A 22,887-nucleotide genomic window follows, 5' to 3' on the forward strand; every position below is an offset into this window, starting at 1 on the left:
ATTGAGCGCGCCACCCGGGACGGCACCCGGGGGGGTGTGGGCAAGGATGCCGCCCATCAGAATTGGATCCGGATCGCGGGTACGTTGCCCGCCGCGATCGCCATGACGACGGCCTTCGCCTTCGTCGCCGGCACGCCGCACTGTTCGATGGCAGCAGCGGCGGTCGCGATCACCTCCGCCCGGTGCGCCTGGTCGGCGTCGCGGCGAGCCTGCTCTTCATTCGCAGCACGCTCCGCCGCTTCACGGGCAGTACGCTCCGCTTCTATCTGAGCGAGCCGGTCGCGCTCGGCCTGCAATTCGGCCTGATGCCTCCGTTCGCGCGCCTCGCGCTCCTCGCGGGCTTCGCGTTCGATCCGGTCGCGCTCTGCCTGGGCTGCCTGTTCTGCCTCCCGGCGCGCGCGGTCGGCGGCTTCCTGCTTTTCGCGCTCGGCTCGCTCGGCGGCGATCCGGTCGCGCTCTTCGGCGGCAACCCTTTCCCGCTCCACGCGCTCGCGCTCGGCTCGCTCGGACTCCTCCCGGGCGGCCCGCTCAGCGTCTTCGCGCATACGGCGCTCCTCAGCTTCCCGGAGGCGCTGCAGTTCGGCGCGGTCCGCCTCCTCGCGATCCAGCTTCTCGGCGGCGAGTTCGAGCACCGCGATTGCGTGCTCCCGGCGTGCCGTCGCATTCTCGGCGAGATCCTGGAACACCGCCGGATCGATTTCGGTGCCGCGCGCCATTTCGAGGCGCAGGCGGACAGCCGCCGCCGTATCGCCGAGCGCGATCGTCGACGCGGCGGTCAAGGTATCGATCACAGCCTGACAGCCGGCGACGCGCGCCTTGTCCTGCTCCTCCCACGCGTCGAGCGGGGCGCGAAGCTGGTCGCGGTACTCCGCCATATCGACCTTGATCCGCTTCCCGGCCTCGTTGACCTCGGCAGTCTGCTTCCGCCATTCCTCGGTGAGGGCGAGGCGCGATTTCTCGATCTGGGAAAGCGTCTGCGACACCTTGAACGCGGCCGAGCGGATGCGATCGCGGTTGTGCTTGGTCGAGGCGTCCGTGGGGGTGCCGGACAACTCGTCCTTCATCCGCGCGAAGGCGCTGTCGAATGCCTGCTTGCTGGTGAAGATGGCGACGGGGTTCGCGGTGACGACTTCGACGAGTGCGTTCGTCTCGTCCTGCTCGTCCTCGATGCGGACTGCGTGTGCGGCCATGTCAGCGGCCCTCCGTGATCATCTGGCGGTGACGGTTGGGCATGAAGCGGGCCGCCCATGCGGCGTTGGCCTCGCGGACCTCCGCGTTCAGGCCGCGCATCACAGCATTGCGCCAGCGGCCATGCTGCTCGCTGTAGCTGTACGGGCGCTCTCCGCGCCGGCACTTCTGGGTGTAGGGCTTGGGCTCTTTGCCGTTGCGGGCCATGTCAGGCGCTCCTCTGGCGGCGGTGCTTGCGGCGCACGCGCTTGGAGATGGTGAGGCGGTTCGGTCGCTTGGCTGGCCGGGCCTGCTTGCCCTTGCCGCGCCCGCCGATCTTGGCCGGAGACAGCGCGGGACCGGTGACGATGCCGGGGGCCCACATCTCTGCGAGCTGGCCGCCGGACTGCCTCAGCATCACAAGGGCCGGTTCGAGGGTGACGGCTGAAAAGAGGCTGCGGGAAAACATATCGCTCAGCCCTCCGCCTTCGCGCGGCGGGTCGCCCAGCTCTTGAGGCCGGCGCCGACGCGGCTGCGGTGACGGATCTCGTCCTCGCGCTCGTATTCCTGGACGCGGAGTTCGAGGTCCAGTTTCTCGCGGATCAGCTCGGCAATGCGATCACCGACTTCCGCGAGCTTCGCAGCCAGGAATTCAGTTTGGCGGTGGTGCCAGAAGAAGCCGATCCCGACGCCGGCGGCGAAGGTCGCGGCGGGCGGGAGGATCGAAAGAACCGTTGGTAGCATTGCGTCTCTCCACAGCGGGTGTGGAGCTACGCATATTGCGGCATATATGCCGTGTCAACGATTAATGCGGCAAATATGCCTTACGATCCGTTCAACTCACTCACGACGTTCGATGCCTGCTGCATGAGCTCAGCACCATAGGCCTCAGAGATGTTGAGATCGCCGCCGAAAAGCTGATCTCCGACACCCAGGTAATTGCAGTAACGCTTGTCGCGAATCGCCGCCCCGTACGAATTGTCCGCGTCGTACTCGATTGAGACCATCACCGATGTGAGCTTGCCCGGGTCGGCCGAGCGCAGCGCGCGCTCAATTTCAGGCGTAATATCGTACTGGTGGCGAAACTCAGCCGCCGTCGTTTTCGACACAGTCTCCGACGCATCGATCCGCTTATAGCTGGATGGCGATTTTAGCTGCGCGAGCAATTCCTCCTCGCACTTCTTCTTGCCCGCAGTGTCGAATGCCGAGCACCCAGCGGTCGCGGCGATGATCAAAGCGAGCGAAGCAAACCTCATAGCCCGAGTACATCCTCCCACTCGATGACGGTGTGGACACGCATAACGCATTCATTGGGCAATTCGAACTCGATCACGGGGTTGAACTGCCTGAGCACCCATGAGTTCGCTTTTCGCCTCACGAGCTGCTTAATCAGCACCGCAGTGACACGTTCGCCGTCATCCTCCTGACCGCGCAACTGCACGATCACGTCATCACCCATGCTTGGGGAAGCCTTGCTGTTGACCAGGAGGCGCTTACCAGAGCGAAAGCGCGGGACCATCGAATCCCCAGCAACCGTAACGACGTAGAACTCCCCTCTCCCGGCGAGAGCGGTGGGCCGAGGCATGAAATCCTGCGGCTCAACCATATTGATTTCCGTCTGTTCGATGGCGACGCTTTCACCTTCCGGGCTCAACAAATCCAGATCCGCTCCCAGGGCTGTTCCAAAAACGGGCAGGTTACGCGCAAGACGAGCAAAGCTCAGCGGCGGCGCCCCCGCCCCCTCATCTATCCTCTCGACCGCATCCTTCTTCCCAAGCAACCAGTTCGACGTGGTGCCAAGCGTCTGAGCCAACTGGTCCAGGCGCTCCGCCGAGGGCATCGCCTTCCGCGTCCTGATGTAGCGGATCGCGTCAGGTTTTCCCGTTGCGTCGATCGACGCCTCGCGCTCGCTCAGGTTGCGCTCGAGCAGCTTCGCGGCGATTCGCTCGATCAGGATATCTATGGGTTTTTGCACGCGGCGATTATGCCGCACCGCCAAACCCGGGTCATGCGGCAAATGTGCCGTTGACCATGCGGCATATCTGCCGTATTCCGTGAACATGGCTATCACCTACGAGAGCGCGCTGCTGACGATCGCAGCGCAGTATGAGAAGGCCGCCGCTGACGGCGCCGGCAAGTCTCTGGCGCGGGTCGCGACCATCGTCGTGAACAGGGGATCTTTCTTCGATCGGCTGCGCTCTGGCGCGGGCTGCTCGGCGAAAAACCTCGAGCGTCTGGCTGAATGGTTCCGCGTTCCCACGAACTGGCCCGGCGCGACCGTGCCGGAGTCCGCTGCTGAAGCGCTGCACGGGATCGGTCGACCGGTCCTCGCGGCCGAGGCCGCCTGATGCGCGCTCGGCGCCCCCTGAATTTCCTTTTCCATGCTCTCGCTATGCCCGGGGAGGGGCAATAACGCTGTGTCCGAAGCAGGCTTGATCTCGCAAGAACGTGCGAACGAGGCGGTCCACAAGGCCCTGAGCATCTTCATCGGCGACGGGAAGAAGCACACGGTCGGCGACGTCGAGGCCGGCACGGGCATCTCCTCCCGCACCGTATCGAGCTGGATCGCCAACTCGATCGAGAACCGGCGCGCGCCGAAGTTCCGCGACATCATCCGGATCGCCCAATGGCTGGGCCCGACCGACGGCCCAATCTTCCTGTCCAAGGCGATCGGCGTCGCGGGCTTCGGCGCGCACAACCTTGAACCGCTGGCGAGCGACCCCGGCATGATCATCGCCACGCTGGTTACGGGCGCCGGCCATTTCGCGGCGCGCGGCGCGGACAATGTGTTCTGCCACCGCGACCAGGGCGCGCTCGAGCCGGTAGCTGACGAGATGATCGCGGCGCTGGTTCCGTTCTCGACCCGGCGCCGTCCATGATCAGCCCCGCGCTCAACCGGCTCCTGGTGCATCTGGAAGCCGCTCTCTCGACAGGCGTGTGCCCGTCGCTGGAAGAGCTTCGGGTTCAGCTTAACTATGGCAGCAGAACATCGATCCTGAATATGCTCGATGAACTCGAGCGTCGAGGCTACATCCGGCGCCTACGGCTCCGCCGACGCGCTATCGAGATCCTGCGCCGCCCCGGTGACGGTCCCGCGAAGATTTACCGGGGGCAGCCGCTCCGCTTCATACCGATCCTCCCTGCGCATGGCCCGTTGCCAGAGCGGGCGGCGTTCTGATGTCGCCCGAAGAATATCGGCGCTGGCAGATCGCGTGGCGCCTGCTCGTCGTCGGCGCGCTGCTGGCGCTGGTCGGCAGCGTCATCGCGTGGTGGCGCTGATGGCTGGGCCGAACCGCTCCACCGCCGTCATGCAGCGCCGCGTCGAGCCCGCCAACAGCCTGGACGATTTCCCGACGCCGCCCTGGGCGACCCGGTCGATCTGCGAATTCCTCGCCGGGCTGGGCTTCAAGCTGGGCATGTCGGACTGCCGCGAGCCCTGCGCCAATCGCGGGTTCATGGTTGCTCCCCTGCGCGAGTTCTTCGGCCACGTCATGGCGAGTGACGTGTTCGATTACGGCGTCGGCTTCCCTGTCCGGGATTATCTGTTCGGGCCCGATGGCCATTGGGATCTGACAGACTGGACGTTCCTCAATCCCCCGTTCCGGCTGGCCGAAGCCTTTATCGACCGTGCCCTCCGGCTGAGCCGGCAGGGTGTTGTGGTGATCGCGCGCAGCGCCTTCTCTGAAGGACAGGAGCGCGCGCTTTCGCTGTTCCTGCAGCGCCCGCCGAGCTTCGAACTGCAGTTCTCCGAGCGCGTCTGTATGCTCAAGGGGCGCCTAGTTCGCATCAATGAGATCGATCCCCTCGCGGAAAAGCCGAACACGAAGGCCAGCTCCGCCACCGCCTATTCGGTCTTCATATGGTTGAAGCGCGATGCTGCTCCCGCCGACACGCGCAAGCGCTGGATCGCGCCTTGTCGCCTCCGGCTCGAGCGCCCCGGTGACTACCCAGATTATTCCGATCTCGCGCCGGCGATCGCGGACGACGCCCCGCTGCTGGCGGGTGCGGCATGACGGTGCCTACCCTCACGATCGACGACCCTGAGCGCGGCGGCAGCGAGCCCGGCGCCTGGGCGCAGCACATCGAATTCATGAACCCCGCGCGCCCGGTGGAGCGCGAAACGGTCGGGCTGGGCGGAAGCGCCCGGGCACGGCGGGTCACATCCTCCTCCCTGGGAGAAGGCCGTGAAGCCCGACCTCACCGGAAACCCCTGCAAGGAGAATGATCATGGCGAAATCCGCCAAGGCGAAGACCGAAGAAGTCGTTGAGATCGAGAAGCCCGACTTTGAGCGAGCAGTTCGCATCTATCGACAGGATATCAAGCCGGCCAACGAGAAATCGGGGGAGCACGCCCAAGCCGCGTCGACTGGCTACAAGGCCATCAAGAAGGAATGCCACGTCAATTCGCGCGCGGCGAAGTTCGTCTTCCAGCTCGCCGGTGAGTCCGAGGAAAAGCGGAACGACGTTCTCCGCTCTGTGCGCGGGCTGCTTGGTGCCATGAACATCGGCATCACCGACGATCTGGTTTCGAGTGCCGAGGGTGAACCGAAGGCGCCCGTCATACCGACCGGCAAGCCGTCGCGCCCCGAGCTGGTGACTGTGCAGTAGGCGATGTCCGTTCTCGCACTAGATCTGTCCAAGGTGTCCACAGGCTGGGCGCTCTACAATCCCGATGGGATGGAGCGCCCGGCCTGCGGCACATGGGAACTCGGCTCGTCGATCACGTCGGCAGGCATGGTGTTCCTTCGGCTCCACCAGCGGATGAACGAGATCCACAAGGTCTCCCCGCTTTCTGCGGTCATTTACGAGAAACCCCGCCACCTCGACGGCTTCAATCAGCATTCGAACGAGGAATCGCACTTTCTCCTCGTGGGACTGGCGGCTCACGTTGACAGCTTCTGCGAGGCGGTTGGCGTGCCGAAGGTGCGCCACGCGAACCAGTCGACCTGGCGACGCCATTTCATCGGCAAGATGAAGCGGGGAACGAAGTCCGACACGCTCAAGGACTATGCCATCCAGCAATGCCGGCTGCTCGGCATCGAGCCGGGAAAGCACGACGCGGCCGAAGCCGTGGGCATCCTTGATTATTTCCTCCATCTGGAACGCATCACGCCACCATGGCGCCGGGACGAAGTGTTCCGCCAACCGCTCGGCTCTGCCGCATGACCGCCCCCGCCTTCATCATCACCACCTCTCCCCGCCTGCCCGGCGCGCGGCTCTCGCAGCCCGGCCATTGGGGAAACATGCCCTTTCCGTCCGTCGAGGCCGCCGAGCGGGAAGCCGCGCGCCTGGGCGGCTCCATCACCAAACGGGAACGATCCAGATGAACGGTAGACATCTCTGCCATCCTCCCGCCGACTTCGCCGAGCGCGCGCCCTCCATGTCGAGGGCGGAGATCGAGCGGGAATGGCGGATCGGTACGGGCAAGGCCCTGCGCTGGCTTGCCAGCATCGGCATCCACCGCACGAAGAAGCAACCGAAGCCGATGCCGCCCGGGTTCGCTGTCGCCGCGAAGACCATGACGACCGGCCAACTGCGCGCCATGTTCGGCCTGTCGAAATACGAGGTCGAGCGCCTTCGGAAGGCCCTCGGCGTCGTCGTCTATCGTAGCCGGCCGCGTATGGAGATCCCGGAGACCTTCCGCTCACTCGCCCAGACGATGACGGCGCCCGAACTCGCCGAGCGCTATGGCGTCAGCCGGAACCTCATCGCCACATGGCGTAAACGGCTCGGTATCCATGTTCCGACGCCGCGCTATCACCGCGACGGCTCGGTGAAGGTGTGCGGCCCGAATGCCAAGAGCATCGAAGACTTAGCGGCCAACCATCTGCGCCGCATCGCTCCTGTCTATAGAATAGGGCGCGACGGCCGGCAGAATCCTCGTGGCCGTGACTGGAAGTACGGCAACATCACCCTGAGCGGCCCCGATTTGATCGCGCGGGCCCGTCGGCGCGGATGGAACCCTGATGCCTGGAAGGAGATCCGGGCATGAACGACCGGACCGATGTCCAGCGGACCGCCGCGGTGAACTTCATCGCTCGCGAAACCGCCAAGCGCCCCGATATGCCGATCGAGCGCCTGTACGCTCACGCTGCGGAATATGCCGGCGCCAATACCGACCAGGTGCGGCGCTGGTGGGCGGCGCGCGCGCGGTGACGAACGCCATGGTCCCTATCGAGACATTGCGCCTGCTTGTGGCGAAGGGACTTTCTGCGTCCGACATTCTTGAGATTGCGGAGACGCTGGCCGTTACGCCGAGCGTTACGCATAACGCTGAGCCGGTTTCGGCGAATGCGTTGCGGCAGAAGCGTTTTCGAGATCGTCGCCGCAGTGAAAGCGTTACGCCGAGCGTTACGCGTAACGCAGTCGATAACGGTCAATCCGTTACCAGCGTTACGGTCGCCCTCCCCCTTCCTAAGCCCCCCCATACCCCCCAAACACCAACCCCCACGGGAATAGATCTCTTCGCGGGCGCGCGAGAGCCGGACCCGATCAGGGTTCCCGCTGCCCACCGGCTGGCCTGGGCGATGGCGACCTTGGGGGCGATCGCCGAGATCCGCCCAAAGGCCGGGGGCTTCCCCTGCCCGCCCGGCGTGTCGATCGAGCAATGGAAGGGCTTCGTCCAGCATCGCCGGCAGCACAAGAAGGGCGGGCCGCTGAACGAGCGCGCCTACACGCTGCTCTGCAACAAACTCGCCGAGCTGGCCGCCGACGGCTGGCCCCCGGGCGCCATGATCGACCTCGCCATCGAGCGCGGCTGGATCACAGTTTTCAAGCCTCACGACCAACGGAACTTCGGCAATGACACAGGAAATCGTTCAGGCAGGCACGACGGCGGTCGCTTCCGCGACGCCGTTCTCGGCGACCTCGCTCTCGGCCTTGATCCCTGACTGGCTGCAGCGTGACCTCGTCAGCGCGACGAGCTGGCATCTGCCGGCGACAATCCCACCCGATGCGCCGCGCCAGCTTCGCGCCGTTGCCCTTCGGTTCCGCGAAAGCATGAAGCAGCGATCGACGCACGAGGAGCGCACCGCCCTCCTCGGCGAGCTTCGCCTCAGGACCGCGACGCGGAACGAGAACGCGGATGAAGCGCGCGCCCGGTTCCGGCTTCTCCGCGCAGACTGCGAGCATCTGCCCGTCGAAGTGCTGAGGGAAGCCGTTCACGCCTATGGGCGGGAGAAGAAGTTCTTCCCGGTCGGTTACTCCGAACTGGCGCCGTACATCGGCAAGGCCCAGCATTTCCGGAACTCGGCAGCCTATCACCTCGCCAAGCTCGCGGACGAGGCCGAGCATGAATTGCGAGAGCGCGCCCGGCTCGCGGCCGACCCGCTCACCCCCGAGGCGATCGAAGAGATCAAGGCTCAGGTCGAGCGCGAGCTTGGGCGCCCCTGCGAGAGCCTGCGCGCGATCGTCGATACGATGCGCCCGCACATCCCGGCCGTGCCCCCGCGCAAGCCGACCCGGCAGGATTATATCGATCTCGGCGTCGACCCGGCTGTGCTGGATGCGGAACAGGGAGACGCCGCGTGACAGCCCCCCGCTCGTCCCTCGCGCCCTATGCCGAGTCCATGCGGGATCCGCATCCCGATCAGGGGTGGGAGGTCGCGAGTGATGCTTGGCACAAGCACGGGCTCGTCCTCTTCAATCTGGCGGAGGTCGAAAAGCGTCGCGGCTGGTCTGCCGCCCGGCAGGCGCGCAACCTAGCCGAGCAGTGCTTCGGGAAGCGAGGAGCACGGTGACAGGTTGGGACGAACAGGCAGCCGCGGCGGAGCGCAGGCGCATCGCAGATGCCTGGGCTTATAAGAACGAGGGCACCGCCCAGACGCACCACAATGCGTCCCGCATCGAGCAGGGTTCCCTCGCCCGGCTATACATGGCCGGGGACATCACGGCCGACCAGTTGGCCTGGGCCGTGGAGATCGGCGAGACTGCCGAACTGATTGAGCGTGACGTCGCTGTGCGCGTCGTATCGTATGAGCCCCGGATCGATTGTCAGGCCAGCGGGCGCGACGTGCTGGTCGAGGGTATCATGCGTGTCCGCCGCGAATGGGCGTACAGCCGGTGGCGCGCGGAACTGCCTTCTCCATCACGTGCCGTCCTCGACATGTTGGTCGGCGAACCCGTGTCATTTTCGACGGTTGCCCAGCGCTATCGCATCCATAAGCGCAAGGCCCGACGCATGTTGATCACGGCAATCGATCGCTGGTCGGTGTGGATGGAATTGGCGGAGGAAGAGATCGACGCAGCGACCGTCGCAGCAGCGCATGTGGGGCTCGTCTGACGTGTCGACCACAAAATCTTGTTGCAAAGTGGCCCGTGAAGGCCCTAAAAAGCCGGCAGAACAATTGGGCCTAGAGAAGATCGGCCCCGTTCAAACCCTGATTTCCCAACGATTTTCCGAACGCGCGAACTGGCGATTTCGGGCGGCGTCGAACTGTCTCGAAAATATTTCGGGCAGTGGCGCAAATGTCACGAGGCACTGAACATGGCGAGGCGCGCAGTCGATCCGTCGGCCCGCATCGTCCGGTTGCAGGCGGCGCGCGACATCCTCAACGCGGGCGACGTCCTGAACCTTGAGGAGATGGCGACGGCTGCCGGGATCACCTCCCGCCACCTCAAGCCGATGATCGACGAGGACCCGGATTTTCCGGTCATCCAGCGCGGTTCGGAGGGGATCGCGTGGCAGTTCGATGCCTATAAGGTGATCGCGCACATGATCGCCCGGGCAGAGCAGACTCTCGCCGAGCGCCGGGCGCGCATCGCGCGGTTGCAGGATCTCGCTGGCATCGTCGTCCCCGAAGTGCCGATGGATCTCTCGCTCCCGGAGATCCGGGAACTGGACCGGATGCAAACTGCCGCCCAGCGGCGGAAGATCGAGCAAGGCCACTACGTGCCCAAGGCCGATTTTCAGTCGACCGTCGGCGACCTGCTCGCCTTCTTCCAGCGGGAAACGCTGGGCCTGATCAGCCGGATCGATGCCGAGGGGAAGCTGCCGGCGGCCATCCGGGAAGCCGTTGAGGAGGATCTGCGCGACATGCTCGTCCGGACACATGACAGCGTCGCGAAGCATTTGGGCGCCGATGCTGGATGAAGATCGGCTCGAGGTTCTTCTCGAGACCCTGAGCCGCGACGGATATTGCGCCGACGCCAACGCCGAGACGCGCAAGCTGCTCGGAATGCTGCTCCCGCCCGAACGGGTGTCCACGATCGACTGCGCGGCGGAGCACCGTTATCTCCGAAACCCGGAGGGCAAGGGCAAGCGCCGCTACCTGGTCGCGCGCACGCCGCACATGCGGGGACCGCAGGATTCGCTCGACCGCCCGGACAAGCGGATGGTGGTCGTCGTCGGGCCGGAGCGGTGCGGCAAGTCGGTGGGCGGTGAGAACCATCTGTTCAAGCGGCTCCGCAATGGCCCGCTGACGGACACGATCATCTATCTGCAGGCTGACACCGACGTCGACAGCTATGCGGACAAGGAATTCAAGGATTTCTTCGACGCCGACCTGCACTCGGAAATCGCGGCGCAGATCGGCCCGAAGACGTCCGACAACAAGCGGGAATTGAAGCGGGTCGCCGGCAAGACTGTCCAGCTCCTCCCCGCCAACGACAACAATCTGCGCCAGAAAGAGGCGCCGTTTATCATCGCGACCGAGATCGACGGCTGGCGAAAGTCGGTCCGATCGAAGGCGGTGCAGGAAATCCGGGGCCGCCAGAAGAGCTTCGGCAACCAGGCGAAGGCCTATGTCGAGAGCCACGCCGACCTCGGCATGGACGGCCCGATCGTCACCGCGTGGAAGGATTCGACCAAGGGCGTGCCGTACTGGCCCTGCGCCGAGTGCGGAGACTGGTCGTCCCCTCACCCCCAGATCGCGCCGAAGGGCATGATCATGGAACTGGTCTATGTCCGGGACGATAGCCTGGGCGACCGGGAAAGGCTGGCGAAGGTGGAGAAGACCGCTCGGTTGGCGTGCCCGCATTGCGGCTCGCTGCTCGACGACGCGCAGCGTGACGAGATGGCGGATCGGGCTGTCTGGGTTTTCGAAGGCGAGACGATCGCGCGCGACGGAACCGTTACCGGAGAACCGATCGAGCATGAGGTCGACGGGTTCTGGATCCACGGGACCATGTCGAAGATCGTCCGGCTCGGCGCGATCGCGCGCGAATATGTCGCGGCGCTGGTGCTGTTCGAGCGAACGCGCAACCCGATCCCGCTTCGGCGCGCGATCGTGAAGACCAAGGGCGAGGCTTACGAGGGCAGTGGTGCGCGGCCGGTAACGGAGCGGACTCTGGAAGAGGCCGCGGAGAAGGGATTTGCCCGGGGCACGGTGCCGGCTGGTGTGGTTTTCATCACCGCTTCCGTCGATATCGGACATTCGAAATTCGATGTCGGCTTCTGGGGCTGGGATCTGGAGGGCCGGTGCTGGCTCATCGATCGGATCACGATCAAGCAGATCGCGGACAAGAACGGGATCGTCCGAGACATCCGGCCGCCGGAGCGGCTGAGCGATTGGTCGGTGCTGCGCGACCAGGTCATCGAGCGGAGGTTTCCACTCGTTGACGATCCTGAAATGGAGCTGCCGGTCGCTGTGACGTGCATCGATGTCGGCGACGGCCATGTCACCGCGAAGGGGCGCCAGTTCGCACAATCATGTGCGGACCTCGAATGGGTGGGCCGCAAGAGCCGCTTCTCCAAGGTGAAATTGATCCGGGGCGCAAAATCGAAGGACGCTCCCGAGGTCCCGATCAAGCCGACGGCGGTGGAGAAGGACGAGAACGGGAAGCAGCCGGATCCGCCCGTTTTCGAATGGCAGCTCGGCGTGTTCGAACTCAAGACGGTGGTCCTGGAGACGCTGTCGGTGGACGATGGGGGACCAGGCCAGTGCTTCTATGCGGCCGGTCTGCCGAAATCGGTCTTCGCTGAATACGTCGGCGAAAAGCTTATCGACGGCGAATTCGTCCGCACCGGGCCCAACGAAACACTCGACCTGCACGCCTATGCGCGTGCCGGCCGGCTGATGCTGAAACCGGATCGCCCGACCATCAATTGGGCGATGCCGCCAGCTTGGGCCCGACCGGTCCGCGCTACCGGCGATGCGGACCGTGCGGATGCACCCAAGGGCCATAAGAAGCGCAGCATTTTTGAGAAGTTCGACAGCCTTAACCGAAATGGCATGGAGCGATAATTGGCGAGTTCAACGGACATCAAGGCTGACATCGAAGCCGTCCGCGCTGCGCGTCGCGCGCTTGCCACTGGTGAGCGGGTCGATGAGGTCTGGCGTGATGGTCGACGCCTGGTGACGGGCAAGGTCACGCTCGAATCCCTCACAACCCTGATCGGGGTGCTGCAAAACGATCTGGCCGACGCCGAGGTCGCGGAGACTGGCCGCCGCCGGCGCCGTGCGATCGCGTTGGGATGGAACAACTGAGATGACGCTGGCGAAGCCTCGAATCCGCGTCCGCAGTGACGGGACGATCTCGGATGACGCCCGCCGCGCGTATCTGGATGGGCTCGGTGGTGCGGGTCGGCGCGACGCTGCTCGGCGCGATATTCCGGAGCTGAGCGGCTGGAACCCGCCGCCTGGTTTCGCCGGGTCAAACAGCTACGGCGAGCGCGACGCAATCCTCGGCCGGGCCCAGGACCTCGACAAGAACAATGCGTGGATCAATGGCGGCCTCGACCGGCGTGTCGAATCCGTCATCGGTGGATCGATCCGCCTCTCCGCTCAGCCGAAGATCGAATTACTGAAGCGCGACTATGAGTGGCGGATGAAATGGACGGGCGACGTCCAGGCGCGGTTCGATGTCTGGGCGAAGGACATCGAGCGGCGGTGCGATGCGCGCCAGACGCTCTTGTTCGGCCAGATCTGCCGCTTGGCCTATCTCATGTATCGCCGCGACGGCGAGACGGCGGCCGAGATCCGCGACGACGCGCGAGGCGCCACGAACACGACCAACGTCCTGCTCTTCGATGCCTTGCGCATCAGCCATCCGGCCGATCGCGCATTGATGGAGAGCCCCCTGCTCCGGAACGGGGTCGCATTCGATGCGCGCGGCGCACCGGTCGGCTATTGGATCAACTCGCGGCACCCCGGCGACCACGCTGCGTCGACCACGCGCGCTCGCTGGGATTATGTTTCGCGCTTCGGATCCACCGGACGCTCGAAACTGATCCACGTCTTCAATCCCCGCTTCGCGGAGCAGAACCGGGGGATTTCGAGCCTCGCGGAAGCGATGGTGCCGGCGAAGATGCTTGACCGTGTCGATCGAGCGGAAGTGCAGGCGGCGTTGAAGGCCGCAATCCTGTCGTTCTTCATCAAGTCGCCCGGGACGGTCGAGCAGCTTGAGCAGGCGTTGGCGCCCGACACCGACGCGAACACAGCAGATCAGTGGATAGCCGATTATCTCGACTATCGGACGAAGACGCCGGTCCGCCTCGATGCCGCCCAGATCGTGCATTTGCTGCCAGATGAGGACGTTATCACGCCCAACTCGAACCACCCGAACAGCAATTATCCGATGTTCGCCCGGTTCGTGCTTCAGAAGGTCGCGAGCTCGCTGGGCATCAGCTATCCTCAGCTCTCGCAGGATTGGGCCGGGATCAACTACTCGTCGGCGCGCGCGTTGCTCAATGAGTTGTGGCGCTCGTTCCTGGAAGACCGCCAGTTCTTCACGCAGCAGTTTTGCACACCGATCTATGCCGCCTGGCTCGAGGTCGAGGTCGCGAATGGCGATGTGAAGGTGCCCGGCGGCCCCGCCAATTTCTATCGCCAGAAGACCGCGATCTGCATGGCCGAATGGATCGGTCCCGGGCGCGGCTCGGTGGACCCTCTCAAGGAGGCGAACGCGGACAACCTCGAAACGGCTGCCGGCCGGAAATCGACGGTGGAGGCGATCCTGGAGCGCGGGCGCGACCCAGCGGACGTACTGGCCGAGGAGGCTTGGTACACCGCCGAGCGGAAGAAGCGCGACCTCCCTGCCGCCAACCACAATGTCAAAGCGGACGCGTCCGGAGGCGAGGATGGCGCCGGCGCTGGAAGCGAGGACGATCGTGACGGCGATGGGCGTCCGAATGAGCAGCAGGCGCCGGGCAAGCAAGGGACCCCGACAGAATGACCATGTTCCCGCTCTGGGCTGAGAGGCTTTACAATCAGCCGATCGCGCTCGACCGCTTCAAGAACGAGGTTCTGTGCGAGTTCGCCCAGGCGCGGATCCTCGGCACCCGTCCCGAAAAGATCACGGCGGCCACGCTCGACATGCGCGCTATGGCGGACGAGGCGTCTCGCTATACCGAGACCGGCCGCAAGGTTTTTGCCTCGAAGGACGACATCGCCGTCATCCCTGTGCGCGGCACGCTCGTCCATAGGGGAAGCTGGCTGGACGCGGATTCGGGGCTGATCGGCTACGACCACATCATTCGCCAGATGCGTGCCGCTCGGCATGATCCGGAGGTTCGGGGCATATTCATGCCGTTCGACTCCAGCGGCGGCGAATGCGCTGGGATGTTCGCCGCGGCGGAAGAGATCGCCACCATGGCGAAGGCGGAAGGCGGGAAACCAATCTTCGCCTATCTCGACGAGCGGTCCGCGAGCGCCGCCTATGTCCTTGCCAGCAGCACCGATCGCATCTTCGGCCGCAAGGAGGTGATGGGCGGATCCATCGCGGCGATCATCAACATGGTCGACAAGTCGAAGATGTATGAAAAAGCGGGTCTGGAGCCGATCGTCATTCGCGCGAAATGGGCTGATCGCAAGGCGCGCGGCCAGCCGGGCGAGAAGATCGACAAAGAGACGATCGACCGTCTCGAAGCCATCGTCGACGAGTGCAGTGACCAGATCGTCGAGCATGTCGCCGCGATGCGCGGGCTGACGGAAAAGGCGATCAAGGACTTGCGGGGCGAAGTCTTCACCGGCCCCGACCTCAAGCGTCTCGGCCTTTTGGACGAGATCGCGTCCGAGCGCGATGCCTGGGACGCGCTGGTGAAGGAAGCCCGGTCCGCCTGACCGGCCAGCACGGGAATCCAATCATGGCTGAAAGCAAGCGCCTCGCCGCGCATCGGGCCGCCGTGCTCGCTGCCGGCGAACGCGACCAGGAAGTGCCTCAACCGGACAAGGAGCCGGAGGAGGAAGAGTTGACCCCTACCAAACCGAAGGAGCCTGCCGTGGCAGACGAAAACGATCAGAAGGCGGCCGTCGATGCGGCCCGCACCGAAGGACACACCGCCGGGTTCAAGGCGGCCAACGACCGCATGAACGCGGTGATGGCCAGCGAGCACTATGCTGGTCGCGAAACTCTGGCGAAGACGCTGCTCGCGAACGAGAAGCTGAACGCCGACGACATTACGACCGCTCTCGCCGCCGCGCCGAAAGCAACCGCGCCTGAGACCCCTGCGCTCAGCGCTGACGAACAGCGCGCGGCGGCTGAGGAGGCTGGCCGCAAGGAAATGCGGGCGGCGCTCGACGACAACAAGAACAGCAACATCGATCCCGGCGCCGGCGCGGGCAAGCCCGACGCTCGGGCCGCCAGCGATGCGATCTGGAACAAGGCCTATGGCCTCGAAAACGGAGGTAAGTGAGATGGCGATCGCGACTTTCAACAACAAGCGCTCGGGCTGCTATCTGGGCGAGAGCGCGCCGCTCAACATCATCAACGAGGAAATCGTGGTCTCGTCTGGTGCCGGCGTCCTGGACGCTGGCACGGTGCTCGGCCGCATCCTGACGGGCACGCCGACTGTCACCCCGGGAACGCCGGTGAGTGGATCGGGCCAGACCGTCGGAAATGGCGCAGTCGGAAGCTGGACGGCAGATGCTGGCGCCCCCGATGGGGACTGGTCGATCACGTTCACGAACGAGGCGAGCAACCTGGGCAACTATCGGGTCAATCGTCCCGACGGTTCGATCGACGGCTACGGGGCCGTCGGCAGCCCGTACAATGGTGGCATCAACGGCACCATCGCGGATGGCGCCAATGACTGGAAGGAAGACGACCGGATCCCGTTCGCTGTCAGCTATGCGACGCGCTCGGTCGAATACGTCCAGCACGATCCGAACCTCACCAATGGCGGCCAGATCGTCGCCGGCATCCTCTTCCACTCCGTGGACGCGACCGCCGCCGATGTGAAGACCGCCGCCACCCGCCGCGGCCCCGCGACCATCAATGGAAATATGCTCACCTACAAATCCGGCATTTCCGACGCGCAGAAGCACGCCATCAACGAGGCGCTTCGAGCGATGGGCCTGGCCGTCCTGCCGCAGCACGCGGTCTGATCCAGCTTTTCTGAAAGGAACACTTCAATGCCCATCAGCATGGCAGTTTTCGGGGGCGATGCCTTCACCCAGGCCGCGATGATCCGTGGTCTCGACCGGCGCCCCTATATCCCCAATCAGCTCGACAGCATCATCGGCTTCGAGCCCGTGCGCGCCACGACCGATACGGTCTATGTGATCAGCCGGCAGCGTTACACCAGCCTGATCCGCTCGAGCGTTCGTGGCGCTCCGATCGAGATGGCCGAGCCCGATGACAAGAACGCGCGCCCGCTGCGGATTCCGCGTTTCGCCAAGGGCGACAAGCTCTTCGCGCACGAACTGGCGAACATCATGCCGCTCGAGGACGAGACCGAGGCCGATCGCGCGGCCGCAGAAGTCGCCCGGAAACAGGAAAAGCTCATCGGCGACGCCGAAGCAACGATGGAGTTCCAGCGGCTCGGCGCGCTCAAGGGCATCCTGCTCGACACCACCGGCGACACCCTCGTCAACTTCTGGACCGAGTTCGGTATCAGCCAGCCCAGCGACATCGACCTGACGCTCGACAACGCGAACCTCACGATCGGCGAACTGCGTGCCCTGATCGGCAGCAGCGTCGTCATGCCGATCGCTCGCGCCAGCGCCGCCGGGAACGATCCCCGTTTCCGCATCCGCGCCATCTGCGGCGACAACTTCTGGTTCAAGCTGACCGGCCATCCCGCCATCGAAAAGACGTACCTCAACTACGTCGCGGCTGCCGAGCTCCGCGGCGAAAAGCTGTGGGAATCGTTCGTTTTCGCCGGCGTGGAATGGTTCCACTATCGCGGCACCGACGACAACTCCACCATCTCCATCTCGACCAACAAGGCACATGTCTTCCCCGTTGGCGTGCCCGGCATGTGGCAACACGTGATGGGCCCGATGAACGAGAGTATGCCGCTGCTGAACCAGCCGGGCCGCCGCTACTACCCGTTCTTGGAGAAGGACAAGAGCGAGAAAATGCAGTGGGTGCAGCCTGAAATCTACACCTATCCGCTCTTCGTAAACGCTCGGCCGGATCTGGTCCTCACCGTCACGATCTAAGGGGGTCGCTATGCACAAGATCCTCAAGCAGAAGGTCTATCACGACGGCACCAGCATGATCGTGCTCAAACCGAACGACGAACATGAAGTGCCGGCGGCATTCATGGAAGATTGGATCGCGGAGAAGGTCATCGAGCGCGATCCGATCGGAGCGACCAAACCCATCCGCGCCTCCGCGCCGGCAAACGGCGGCGCAAAACCCCTGCAGGCTGGCGACTATTCCGCGACCCACCAGGGTTTCGGCAAGTACCTGATCGACGGTCCCGGTGTGGAGCCTGGTCGGGTCGTTCAGGGCAAGAAGGACGCCCAGACGCTCATCGATGAACTCGCCGATGCCCAATCGGCAGGCGAAGGCGACGACGTCTGATGTCCCTCCCCCCGCTCAGCAGCCTCGACGAAAAGCTCAACCGCGCGACCGTCGAGCTGCTGGGCGACCTTATCACCTACACCCCCGCCGGTGGCGCTCCACAAGGCGTTTACGCCTTCGTGGACTATAGTGACGCCGTCAGGGACTATGCCAGCAGCACCGCACGCGTGCAGGGCATGGAGGTCGAGGTCTTCGATCATGAGGTAGGTGTCGAGCCCACCGCTGAGGTGACGGTCCGCCTTCCGAGGCGGCCGGGCAAGATCTACCGCCCGATCGGCGTCGTCCGTAACGAGAGCGGTACCGGCTGGGTCTTCGCTCTCAAGGAAGTGAAATGACCGAGCGCGTCCCGGCGCTGCGCAAGATCCAGCGGGCTTTCATGCAACTGGTCGAGACCGTCCGCCCGGACCTTTGCGGCTTCGCGGATCGGTCCGATGCCGAGCCCCTGACGGATGCGGAGCGGCCCGGCTACATCATCCGGATCGCGCGCGTCTCATTCGACATCGCGCCCGAGAACAACCAGACCTATTGCCGCGCCACGATCTCGCTTGACCTGCAGAGCGGTGGCGAGGCTGGCGAAACGATCGACGAGGTCAACCAGCGCTCGATCGCCGACATTATCGGCGCGATCGGCAACGACCGGACCCTCGGCGGCCGGCTGCAAGAGATGCAGGAAGCCGAAGCGTCCGGGTCCGAGCTGGATGGCGCCGATGTCGGCACCGCCATCCTCGATATCGACATCTCCTTTTTCACGCCCCGCGGCGATTTCTACACGATCGTCGGACACGGCGGCGTCCACTTCTGACCCCGTAACCAGGAGCCCCCAAATGGCTGAACAGCAGAAAACGGCCCCAGCGGCCGAACCCGTCGACGCGTCCTCGGGCGAGCCGCCCCGCTACGCCGTCGAGAAGAAGAAGGTCCATCCGAAAACCGGATGCACCGACTTCAACAAGATCCACGAGGAGGCCCTGGCCGCCGACAAGGCCGCCAAGCGCGGCGAAACCAAAGGAGACTGATCCATGACGGGACTCGTCGTCTCGAAAACCGCGCTCGCGATCGAATTGCAGGTGTCGGCGGACACCTGGAATGCGCCGGACACAGCGGACCTCCTCCCCATCGCCAACCTGCGCCTCCAGGAAAGCGGCGTCACCGTGCAGAACCCGGAATATACGGGCTCGGTCCATGAGCAGGGCGATATCGTCGCCGGCTCGAATGTGACGCTGTCGTTCGATGTCATGCTCCGGCCGCCGGGCGGCTCCGACGTGCCCTCGGCAGGCGCGTTCCTTCCCGGTCGCGTCCTGCGCATGTTCAAGTTCACCGAGAACCGCGTGACGTCCGCCATCCCGGCTTCGCCCGAAGCCCTTTCGGCTGGAAGCACCACGGGCGCGACGCTCGGCGCGGGCGCCGCCGGCACGGCGGATCTCTACAAAGGGCTGCTGGTCAAGCTCAGCGACAATCAGGGCGGCAACGTCCCCAAGGCGCTGACGATGATCCGCTCCTATTCGGCATCGAAGGTCGCCACCTTCGCGGAAACGCTCGGCGGAAGCCCTGCGGCGAACTACCAGATCCCGAAGCAGCTCCAGTATCACCGCGACATCAGCGAGACGGACGCGCCGGTCGCCAGCATCTCGGTCTGGCTCGGTGGCATGCGTTACGACCTGATCAACTGCGCGGGCTCGGGTCTCACCTTCAACGTCCCCACCTCGACGCGCGACCAGGCGCAGGTGCCGGTCATGAACGTGACCCTGAACGCGACCGTCTATGCGACCGTCGATGATCCCACACCCTCGATCCCGTCGCTGGGTGCAATCCCACTGTTCCGCGATGGCGATCTCTGGGTGGGCAATGTCGCGGTCGGGGGCTCCTCGCTGACCCTCAACATGACGGCACGCTCGGCCGCGCCGCCGAACCCGAACAAGCCGGACGGCTCGGACGCCTCCCAGCTCGTGGGGTTGAAGCCGACCGCGAGCCTGAACCTGCAGAAGTACCTCAAGGCGACGTTCGATCCACGCGCGCTCGCCTCGGCCCAGACCTATCATCCGATCTGGGCGATGTGGGGCTACACGGCCGGGAACATCGTCTCGCTCGGCGTGACCGACGCGCGGTTCAATTTCCCGAACCCCGAGGCGAACGGCGATTTCTGGGCCGACGGCCTCGATATGCTGATCGATGTCGCCACGAAGAACGTCAGCATCGTCTTCCCCTACTGATCAAGGAATCGACTTCATGGGCCACACCCCCGTTGAAGCGGGCGAGATCCTGGACTTCACGCCAGCATCGCTCAGCAATCTCCCCACGCCCCCGGTCTTTCAGTTGAAGCCGGGCACGCGGCGCGACCGCGAACTCTATCCCAAGCGCCTCCGGATCGAGGGGTACCAGATCCATTCCGACGCAGCGATGCGGCTGGAAGCTGAGCGCGGCCTGCGCGAACTCTGGGATGAAGCCACGTTCGAAAAGAACATCGGCCGCCTCCGCCAATATTGGGACGCGATCGACGCGCACGCCAAGGAGCACGAGGGCAATCCGAACCCGCCCCAACTCGAATATGACGCGGACGAGCAGCGGGATATCATCAGCCTGATCAACCGCATGACGAAGGCGTGGGAGCCCCTGCGCGAGATGGAAGCCGACATCGTCGACTATCACCAAGGCTCGCCCGTCGTGATGCTGTCGCTGGTGCTGATCGGCTGGCGCCACCTGGACGTCACATTCGCGAAGGCAGAGGGCGTCGTCTCGCTCGACAAGATCGAGCAGGTCGAGAAGGCGCTCCGCAATATCGAGAAGACCGCCCGCGAGCAGGGCATCGAAGGCGTGGGCCCCGACGGCACAGCCTTCCTCGAACTATGCGTGAAGGCCGGCCAGCGCCTGTTCCTGTCGGATGCACAGGAAAAAAACTCGTCATCGCCTGCGCCATCGTCAGCGATCCAGCCGGATTCGACGGAGAATGGGCAGGCGTCGGAGAGTGGTTCATCGAAGGCGCCGGCACGTTCCAAAGCAACCCCCGCAGCCTCGTAGGCGAAGAGGAGTTCGCCTTGATCCGCCTCTACCGCCAGTGTGATCGCGGGATGATGGGCCATGTCTGGCCGGACGGCGGCGCGCTGCTCGACCAGCCGAATGTGCTCGTCGACGCCTTCGCAGTGATCGGCGGCGCGCTCGAACGGTTCCGGAAGAAGAAATGATCCGTCGACGGCTGGAGATGGATTGGTCCGCGAACATGCGGGCCTTTCGGAACATGTCCGCGAAAAAGGCTGAGCGTGTCGCACTTCGCGCGAGCGATCGCGGCGCGCGTATGGCACACGCCAGCATCCGCGAGGCATTCTCGGCCGCCGGCGCGGCGCGGCTTGGTCGTGCGATCGGCCAGACGTCCGACCTGCAAAAGGGTGGTCGGGTCCATCGCACCGCCACCGGCTTCTCCGCGTCGGGCGTCGTGTTCATCCGCACCCGCAGCGAGCGAACCGTCGGCGCCATCATCTCGTACACCGAGGGTGCGGACATCCAGCCGCGCAAGGGGCGCTGGCTCTGGATCGCGACGGATGAAATCCCTGCGCGGGTCGGTCGGTACCGGATGACGCCCGCGCGCTACAACGCCAGCGCCCTCCCCTCGCGGATCGGCCCTCTCGTCGAGGTGCCGGGCGACAATCCCGGCGAGCGCCTGCTGATCGTCCGCAATGTCACCACGTCTGCCCGACCGCGTTCCGCGCGGCGGATGCCCAAGAACGGTCGGGTGCGCCCAGGTCGCGAGGCTCAAGAATCGATCGTCGCGTTCGTCGGGATCCGGCGCACATCGCGCGTTGCCAAGGCGAACGCCCGGGCGATCGTTCGAGGTGTGCAGCGTCGAATGCCGGCATTGTTGTCGGAGGAATTCCGGCATCATCGAAATTAATCGTCAAACGACCATAGCAATTTATCGATGTACGAAGCCTACGATCTACGCACGGAAACTCGCGCACAATCGCTAACACAACCCTTGCACCGCAACGGTATTCGCACCATCTACGTAGCGTGACGTCCTTGACAATCTTCTTTCAAGCGTTACGCGTGCGGGTCAGGACACACCTGTCCTCCTAGGGCGAACGAAAAATTTGCGATTTCTGGAGCGATCCCGTCAATCGCACGTTAACGACTCGCGCCTAGAATATTGCAGAGCTAGGAGTCTAACATGTCAGATGAAGGGAGCGTACCGATGTCCGAGTGCAATCGTTTATTGCGCACCCTCTTCGATCATGGAGAGGAGCGGAAGCACCTCGACGTGAAGTTCTTTACCGGCCGCTCGCCCGAGCTTGGCCGTGAGCGCCTTTGCGCTGAGGCGAACTCCGCTCTGCTCCAGATCGATCAGAGGATGGTCGACGGCGACGAGAGTTTCGCGGAAGACCTGCATTATGTCGAGGTCAAGGACTTCGTCCAGGCATTGTAATTCGGGCCGGGGGGCTATAGACCCCCCGCCCCATGAACGTCTACGAACACTTCTCTTGCTACACCATTCTGCCAATTAAATTGGCGGACGTGCGCGATCACATCTTGGAGATTTCCGAGGTGCAAAAGATCGTGCGCTACAAGGTAGACGTCGATCCCAGCATTCTGATGGGAATGCTCAGGGTGTATGAAACACCGGACGGCAAAAAAATCGCTGAAATCGCATACAGCGCGAACATGGACGGTGTTTGGCAGCGTCTCGTCTGCTGCAAGGAAATGATGAACCTCACCGATGGCGATGGGGCGACAGCAGCGACTCGCGAAATGGTGCAGACGCTGATCCAGGAAATGGTCGTTCCGCCCGAACTCGGCATGCACAGAGTTTCGGCGGCGGATCACATCGGGTTGCTTCATGCGCTTATGGTGTTGATGCCGCGGGACGCGCTTGCTGAGCTTCGGCCGAAATACGATGAAGGACTTATCACGGCCCAAACCGTGGCTCGGATAGCGCAGATCCCAGAGCAGTACGCCGAACTCGTCCTATCGGACGTCTGGATGAGCTTGGTGAACAGTATCGGTTAGTAACCGATCACAATTCGAAGGCAACGAAGCCGCTCGGGA

At 64.3% G+C, this 22,887-nt stretch carries 37 protein-coding genes; 31 read left to right on the forward strand and 6 right to left on the reverse strand.

Annotated features, from left to right (window positions below):
* Positions 1–56: 56 nt before the first annotated feature.
* The 6 genes from ACODTA_RS27555 to ACODTA_RS27580 all read right to left on the reverse strand — a co-directional run bounded on the left by ACODTA_RS27555 (position 57) and on the right by ACODTA_RS27580 (position 3,229).
* Complete coding sequence (locus ACODTA_RS27555) at positions 57–1,190, reverse strand: hypothetical protein (protein ID WP_489070538.1); 1,134 nt, start codon at positions 1,188–1,190, stop codon at positions 57–59.
* Position 1,191: 1 nt separating this feature from the next.
* Positions 1,192–1,395, reverse strand: coding sequence for a hypothetical protein (locus ACODTA_RS27560; RefSeq protein WP_489070540.1), 204 nt, complete (start codon positions 1,393–1,395; stop codon positions 1,192–1,194).
* A gap of 1 nt (position 1,396) precedes the next feature.
* Complete coding sequence (locus tag ACODTA_RS27565; RefSeq protein ID WP_489070542.1) at positions 1,397–1,585, reverse strand: hypothetical protein; 189 nt, start codon at positions 1,583–1,585, stop codon at positions 1,397–1,399.
* Between the two features lie 56 nt (positions 1,586–1,641).
* Positions 1,642–1,911 carry a hypothetical protein gene (locus tag ACODTA_RS27570; protein ID WP_489070544.1) on the reverse strand — a complete coding sequence of 90 codons (270 nt, stop codon included), beginning with the start codon at positions 1,909–1,911 and terminating at the stop codon, positions 1,642–1,644.
* Positions 1,912–1,991: 80 nt separating this feature from the next.
* Positions 1,992–2,423 (reverse strand): hypothetical protein, encoded by a 432-nt coding sequence (locus ACODTA_RS27575; protein WP_489070546.1) that lies wholly within the window; start codon positions 2,421–2,423, stop codon positions 1,992–1,994.
* Entirely contained in the window at positions 2,420–3,229 is an 810-nt protein-coding gene (locus ACODTA_RS27580; protein WP_489070548.1) for a S24 family peptidase, read from the reverse strand. The genes ACODTA_RS27575 and ACODTA_RS27580 overlap by 4 nt, the downstream gene beginning before the upstream one ends.
* Between ACODTA_RS27580 and ACODTA_RS27585 the strand changes: the two genes are divergently transcribed.
* The 31 genes from ACODTA_RS27585 (at position 3,228) to ACODTA_RS27735 (ending at position 22,848) form a co-directional block, all read left to right on the forward strand.
* A complete protein-coding gene (locus tag ACODTA_RS27585; protein ID WP_489070550.1) occupies positions 3,228–3,515 on the forward strand; it encodes a hypothetical protein in 288 nt (95 codons plus the stop codon). The genes ACODTA_RS27580 and ACODTA_RS27585 overlap by 2 nt on opposite strands.
* Before the next feature lie 69 nt (positions 3,516–3,584).
* Entirely contained in the window at positions 3,585–4,046 is a 462-nt protein-coding gene (locus ACODTA_RS27590; protein WP_489070552.1) for a hypothetical protein, read from the forward strand.
* Positions 4,043–4,345, forward strand: coding sequence for a LexA family protein (locus tag ACODTA_RS27595; protein ID WP_489070554.1), 303 nt, complete (start codon positions 4,043–4,045; stop codon positions 4,343–4,345). Before ACODTA_RS27590 ends, ACODTA_RS27595 begins: the two co-directional genes overlap by 4 nt.
* A 100-nt stretch (positions 4,346–4,445) precedes the next feature.
* The gene (locus tag ACODTA_RS27600) at positions 4,446–5,180 is read left to right on the forward strand and encodes a hypothetical protein (protein WP_489070555.1); all 735 of its coding nucleotides are present in this window, start codon (positions 4,446–4,448) and stop codon (positions 5,178–5,180) included.
* A complete protein-coding gene (locus tag ACODTA_RS27605; protein WP_489070557.1) occupies positions 5,177–5,392 on the forward strand; it encodes a hypothetical protein in 216 nt (71 codons plus the stop codon). Before ACODTA_RS27600 ends, ACODTA_RS27605 begins: the two co-directional genes overlap by 4 nt.
* Before the next feature lie 2 nt (positions 5,393–5,394).
* Positions 5,395–5,775 carry a hypothetical protein gene (locus tag ACODTA_RS27610; protein ID WP_489070559.1) on the forward strand — a complete coding sequence of 127 codons (381 nt, stop codon included), beginning with the start codon at positions 5,395–5,397 and terminating at the stop codon, positions 5,773–5,775.
* A gap of 3 nt (positions 5,776–5,778) precedes the next feature.
* Positions 5,779–6,333, forward strand: coding sequence for a hypothetical protein (locus ACODTA_RS27615; protein WP_489070561.1), 555 nt, complete (start codon positions 5,779–5,781; stop codon positions 6,331–6,333).
* Positions 6,330–6,494, forward strand: a complete 165-nt coding sequence (locus tag ACODTA_RS27620) for a hypothetical protein (RefSeq protein ID WP_489070563.1) — start codon at positions 6,330–6,332, stop codon at positions 6,492–6,494. Before ACODTA_RS27615 ends, ACODTA_RS27620 begins: the two co-directional genes overlap by 4 nt.
* Complete coding sequence (locus tag ACODTA_RS27625; RefSeq protein WP_489070565.1) at positions 6,491–7,159, forward strand: hypothetical protein; 669 nt, start codon at positions 6,491–6,493, stop codon at positions 7,157–7,159. Before ACODTA_RS27620 ends, ACODTA_RS27625 begins: the two co-directional genes overlap by 4 nt.
* Entirely contained in the window at positions 7,156–7,323 is a 168-nt protein-coding gene (locus ACODTA_RS27630) for a hypothetical protein (RefSeq protein WP_489070567.1), read from the forward strand. The genes ACODTA_RS27625 and ACODTA_RS27630 overlap by 4 nt, the downstream gene beginning before the upstream one ends.
* Entirely contained in the window at positions 7,302–8,057 is a 756-nt protein-coding gene (locus tag ACODTA_RS27635) for a hypothetical protein (RefSeq protein WP_489070569.1), read from the forward strand. The genes ACODTA_RS27630 and ACODTA_RS27635 overlap by 22 nt, the downstream gene beginning before the upstream one ends.
* A 109-nt stretch (positions 8,058–8,166) precedes the next feature.
* Positions 8,167–8,697: a hypothetical protein gene (locus ACODTA_RS27640; RefSeq protein ID WP_489070571.1), complete on the forward strand. Its 531-nt coding sequence runs from the start codon at positions 8,167–8,169 to the stop codon at positions 8,695–8,697.
* Between the two features lie 205 nt (positions 8,698–8,902).
* Entirely contained in the window at positions 8,903–9,448 is a 546-nt protein-coding gene (locus ACODTA_RS27645) for a hypothetical protein (protein WP_489070573.1), read from the forward strand.
* Positions 9,449–9,694: 246 nt separating this feature from the next.
* On the forward strand, positions 9,695–10,258 hold the full coding sequence (locus ACODTA_RS27650; RefSeq protein WP_489070575.1) for a hypothetical protein: 564 nt from the start codon (positions 9,695–9,697) through the stop codon (positions 10,256–10,258).
* Positions 10,248–12,350, forward strand: coding sequence for a terminase gpA endonuclease subunit (locus ACODTA_RS27655; protein ID WP_489070577.1), 2,103 nt, complete (start codon positions 10,248–10,250; stop codon positions 12,348–12,350). The genes ACODTA_RS27650 and ACODTA_RS27655 overlap by 11 nt, the downstream gene beginning before the upstream one ends.
* Entirely contained in the window at positions 12,351–12,593 is a 243-nt protein-coding gene (gpW, locus tag ACODTA_RS27660; RefSeq protein WP_489070579.1) for a gpW family head-tail joining protein, read from the forward strand.
* Position 12,594: 1 nt separating this feature from the next.
* The gene (locus ACODTA_RS27665; protein ID WP_489070581.1) at positions 12,595–14,280 is read left to right on the forward strand and encodes a phage portal protein; all 1,686 of its coding nucleotides are present in this window, start codon (positions 12,595–12,597) and stop codon (positions 14,278–14,280) included.
* Entirely contained in the window at positions 14,277–15,167 is an 891-nt protein-coding gene (locus tag ACODTA_RS27670) for a S49 family peptidase (protein ID WP_489070583.1), read from the forward strand. Before ACODTA_RS27665 ends, ACODTA_RS27670 begins: the two co-directional genes overlap by 4 nt.
* Before the next feature lie 23 nt (positions 15,168–15,190).
* Complete coding sequence (locus ACODTA_RS27675; protein WP_489070585.1) at positions 15,191–15,739, forward strand: hypothetical protein; 549 nt, start codon at positions 15,191–15,193, stop codon at positions 15,737–15,739.
* Between the two features lies 1 nt (position 15,740).
* Positions 15,741–16,430 carry a head decoration protein gene (locus ACODTA_RS27680; RefSeq protein WP_489070587.1) on the forward strand — a complete coding sequence of 230 codons (690 nt, stop codon included), beginning with the start codon at positions 15,741–15,743 and terminating at the stop codon, positions 16,428–16,430.
* Between the two features lie 27 nt (positions 16,431–16,457).
* Positions 16,458–17,489, forward strand: a complete 1,032-nt coding sequence (locus ACODTA_RS27685; protein ID WP_489070589.1) for a major capsid protein — start codon at positions 16,458–16,460, stop codon at positions 17,487–17,489.
* Positions 17,490–17,499: 10 nt separating this feature from the next.
* Positions 17,500–17,856 (forward strand): hypothetical protein, encoded by a 357-nt coding sequence (locus ACODTA_RS27690; protein WP_489070591.1) that lies wholly within the window; start codon positions 17,500–17,502, stop codon positions 17,854–17,856.
* Positions 17,856–18,191 carry a hypothetical protein gene (locus ACODTA_RS27695; RefSeq protein WP_489070593.1) on the forward strand — a complete coding sequence of 112 codons (336 nt, stop codon included), beginning with the start codon at positions 17,856–17,858 and terminating at the stop codon, positions 18,189–18,191. The genes ACODTA_RS27690 and ACODTA_RS27695 overlap by 1 nt, the downstream gene beginning before the upstream one ends.
* Positions 18,188–18,658, forward strand: coding sequence for a hypothetical protein (locus tag ACODTA_RS27700; protein ID WP_489070595.1), 471 nt, complete (start codon positions 18,188–18,190; stop codon positions 18,656–18,658). The genes ACODTA_RS27695 and ACODTA_RS27700 overlap by 4 nt, the downstream gene beginning before the upstream one ends.
* Positions 18,659–18,680: 22 nt before the next feature.
* A complete protein-coding gene (locus ACODTA_RS27705; RefSeq protein ID WP_489070597.1) occupies positions 18,681–18,869 on the forward strand; it encodes a hypothetical protein in 189 nt (62 codons plus the stop codon).
* Positions 18,870–18,872: 3 nt separating this feature from the next.
* The gene (locus tag ACODTA_RS27710) at positions 18,873–20,063 is read left to right on the forward strand and encodes a hypothetical protein (RefSeq protein WP_489070599.1); all 1,191 of its coding nucleotides are present in this window, start codon (positions 18,873–18,875) and stop codon (positions 20,061–20,063) included.
* A gap of 16 nt (positions 20,064–20,079) precedes the next feature.
* Complete coding sequence (locus ACODTA_RS27715) at positions 20,080–20,868, forward strand: hypothetical protein (RefSeq protein WP_489070601.1); 789 nt, start codon at positions 20,080–20,082, stop codon at positions 20,866–20,868.
* A gap of 17 nt (positions 20,869–20,885) precedes the next feature.
* Positions 20,886–21,032: a hypothetical protein gene (locus ACODTA_RS27720; RefSeq protein ID WP_489070603.1), complete on the forward strand. Its 147-nt coding sequence runs from the start codon at positions 20,886–20,888 to the stop codon at positions 21,030–21,032.
* A 53-nt stretch (positions 21,033–21,085) separates the two neighbouring features.
* Positions 21,086–21,736 carry a hypothetical protein gene (locus tag ACODTA_RS27725; RefSeq protein WP_489070605.1) on the forward strand — a complete coding sequence of 217 codons (651 nt, stop codon included), beginning with the start codon at positions 21,086–21,088 and terminating at the stop codon, positions 21,734–21,736.
* A gap of 300 nt (positions 21,737–22,036) precedes the next feature.
* Entirely contained in the window at positions 22,037–22,267 is a 231-nt protein-coding gene (locus ACODTA_RS27730) for a hypothetical protein (RefSeq protein ID WP_489070607.1), read from the forward strand.
* Positions 22,268–22,299: 32 nt separating this feature from the next.
* Positions 22,300–22,848, forward strand: a complete 549-nt coding sequence (locus ACODTA_RS27735; protein ID WP_489070609.1) for a hypothetical protein — start codon at positions 22,300–22,302, stop codon at positions 22,846–22,848.
* The last annotated feature ends 39 nt before the right edge of the window (positions 22,849–22,887 follow it).

The organism is Sphingomonas sp. FG14 (assembly GCF_057809675.1).

Coding starts and splice junctions, on each gene's coding strand:
- ACODTA_RS27600 (WP_489070555.1), top strand. CDS start 4,446: ATGGCTGGGCCGAACCGCTCCACCGCCGTCATGCAGCGCCGCGTCGAG.
- ACODTA_RS27715 (WP_489070601.1), top strand. CDS start 20,080: ATGGGCCACACCCCCGTTGAAGCGGGCGAGATCCTGGACTTCACGCCA.
- ACODTA_RS27725 (WP_489070605.1), top strand. CDS start 21,086: ATGTCCGCGAAAAAGGCTGAGCGTGTCGCACTTCGCGCGAGCGATCGC.
- ACODTA_RS27605 (WP_489070557.1), top strand. CDS start 5,177: ATGACGGTGCCTACCCTCACGATCGACGACCCTGAGCGCGGCGGCAGC.
- ACODTA_RS27680 (WP_489070587.1), top strand. CDS start 15,741: ATGGCGATCGCGACTTTCAACAACAAGCGCTCGGGCTGCTATCTGGGC.
- ACODTA_RS27640 (WP_489070571.1), top strand. CDS start 8,167: ATGAAGCAGCGATCGACGCACGAGGAGCGCACCGCCCTCCTCGGCGAG.
- ACODTA_RS27655 (WP_489070577.1), top strand. CDS start 10,248: ATGCTGGATGAAGATCGGCTCGAGGTTCTTCTCGAGACCCTGAGCCGC.
- ACODTA_RS27675 (WP_489070585.1), top strand. CDS start 15,191: ATGGCTGAAAGCAAGCGCCTCGCCGCGCATCGGGCCGCCGTGCTCGCT.
- ACODTA_RS27700 (WP_489070595.1), top strand. CDS start 18,188: ATGACCGAGCGCGTCCCGGCGCTGCGCAAGATCCAGCGGGCTTTCATG.
- ACODTA_RS27560 (WP_489070540.1), bottom strand. CDS start 1,395: ATGGCCCGCAACGGCAAAGAGCCCAAGCCCTACACCCAGAAGTGCCGG.
- ACODTA_RS27710 (WP_489070599.1), top strand. CDS start 18,873: ATGACGGGACTCGTCGTCTCGAAAACCGCGCTCGCGATCGAATTGCAG.
- ACODTA_RS27695 (WP_489070593.1), top strand. CDS start 17,856: ATGTCCCTCCCCCCGCTCAGCAGCCTCGACGAAAAGCTCAACCGCGCG.
- ACODTA_RS27555 (WP_489070538.1), bottom strand. CDS start 1,190: ATGGCCGCACACGCAGTCCGCATCGAGGACGAGCAGGACGAGACGAAC.
- ACODTA_RS27580 (WP_489070548.1), bottom strand. CDS start 3,229: ATGTTCACGGAATACGGCAGATATGCCGCATGGTCAACGGCACATTTG.
- ACODTA_RS27570 (WP_489070544.1), bottom strand. CDS start 1,911: ATGCTACCAACGGTTCTTTCGATCCTCCCGCCCGCCGCGACCTTCGCC.
- ACODTA_RS27620 (WP_489070563.1), top strand. CDS start 6,330: ATGACCGCCCCCGCCTTCATCATCACCACCTCTCCCCGCCTGCCCGGC.
- ACODTA_RS27565 (WP_489070542.1), bottom strand. CDS start 1,585: ATGCTGAGGCAGTCCGGCGGCCAGCTCGCAGAGATGTGGGCCCCCGGC.
- ACODTA_RS27630 (WP_489070567.1), top strand. CDS start 7,156: ATGAACGACCGGACCGATGTCCAGCGGACCGCCGCGGTGAACTTCATC.
- ACODTA_RS27575 (WP_489070546.1), bottom strand. CDS start 2,423: ATGAGGTTTGCTTCGCTCGCTTTGATCATCGCCGCGACCGCTGGGTGC.
- ACODTA_RS27705 (WP_489070597.1), top strand. CDS start 18,681: ATGGCTGAACAGCAGAAAACGGCCCCAGCGGCCGAACCCGTCGACGCG.
- ACODTA_RS27730 (WP_489070607.1), top strand. CDS start 22,037: ATGTCCGAGTGCAATCGTTTATTGCGCACCCTCTTCGATCATGGAGAG.
- ACODTA_RS27595 (WP_489070554.1), top strand. CDS start 4,043: ATGATCAGCCCCGCGCTCAACCGGCTCCTGGTGCATCTGGAAGCCGCT.
- ACODTA_RS27610 (WP_489070559.1), top strand. CDS start 5,395: ATGGCGAAATCCGCCAAGGCGAAGACCGAAGAAGTCGTTGAGATCGAG.
- ACODTA_RS27615 (WP_489070561.1), top strand. CDS start 5,779: ATGTCCGTTCTCGCACTAGATCTGTCCAAGGTGTCCACAGGCTGGGCG.
- ACODTA_RS27735 (WP_489070609.1), top strand. CDS start 22,300: ATGAACGTCTACGAACACTTCTCTTGCTACACCATTCTGCCAATTAAA.
- ACODTA_RS27585 (WP_489070550.1), top strand. CDS start 3,228: ATGGCTATCACCTACGAGAGCGCGCTGCTGACGATCGCAGCGCAGTAT.
- ACODTA_RS27670 (WP_489070583.1), top strand. CDS start 14,277: ATGACCATGTTCCCGCTCTGGGCTGAGAGGCTTTACAATCAGCCGATC.
- ACODTA_RS27625 (WP_489070565.1), top strand. CDS start 6,491: ATGAACGGTAGACATCTCTGCCATCCTCCCGCCGACTTCGCCGAGCGC.
- ACODTA_RS27665 (WP_489070581.1), top strand. CDS start 12,595: ATGACGCTGGCGAAGCCTCGAATCCGCGTCCGCAGTGACGGGACGATC.
- ACODTA_RS27685 (WP_489070589.1), top strand. CDS start 16,458: ATGCCCATCAGCATGGCAGTTTTCGGGGGCGATGCCTTCACCCAGGCC.
- ACODTA_RS27690 (WP_489070591.1), top strand. CDS start 17,500: ATGCACAAGATCCTCAAGCAGAAGGTCTATCACGACGGCACCAGCATG.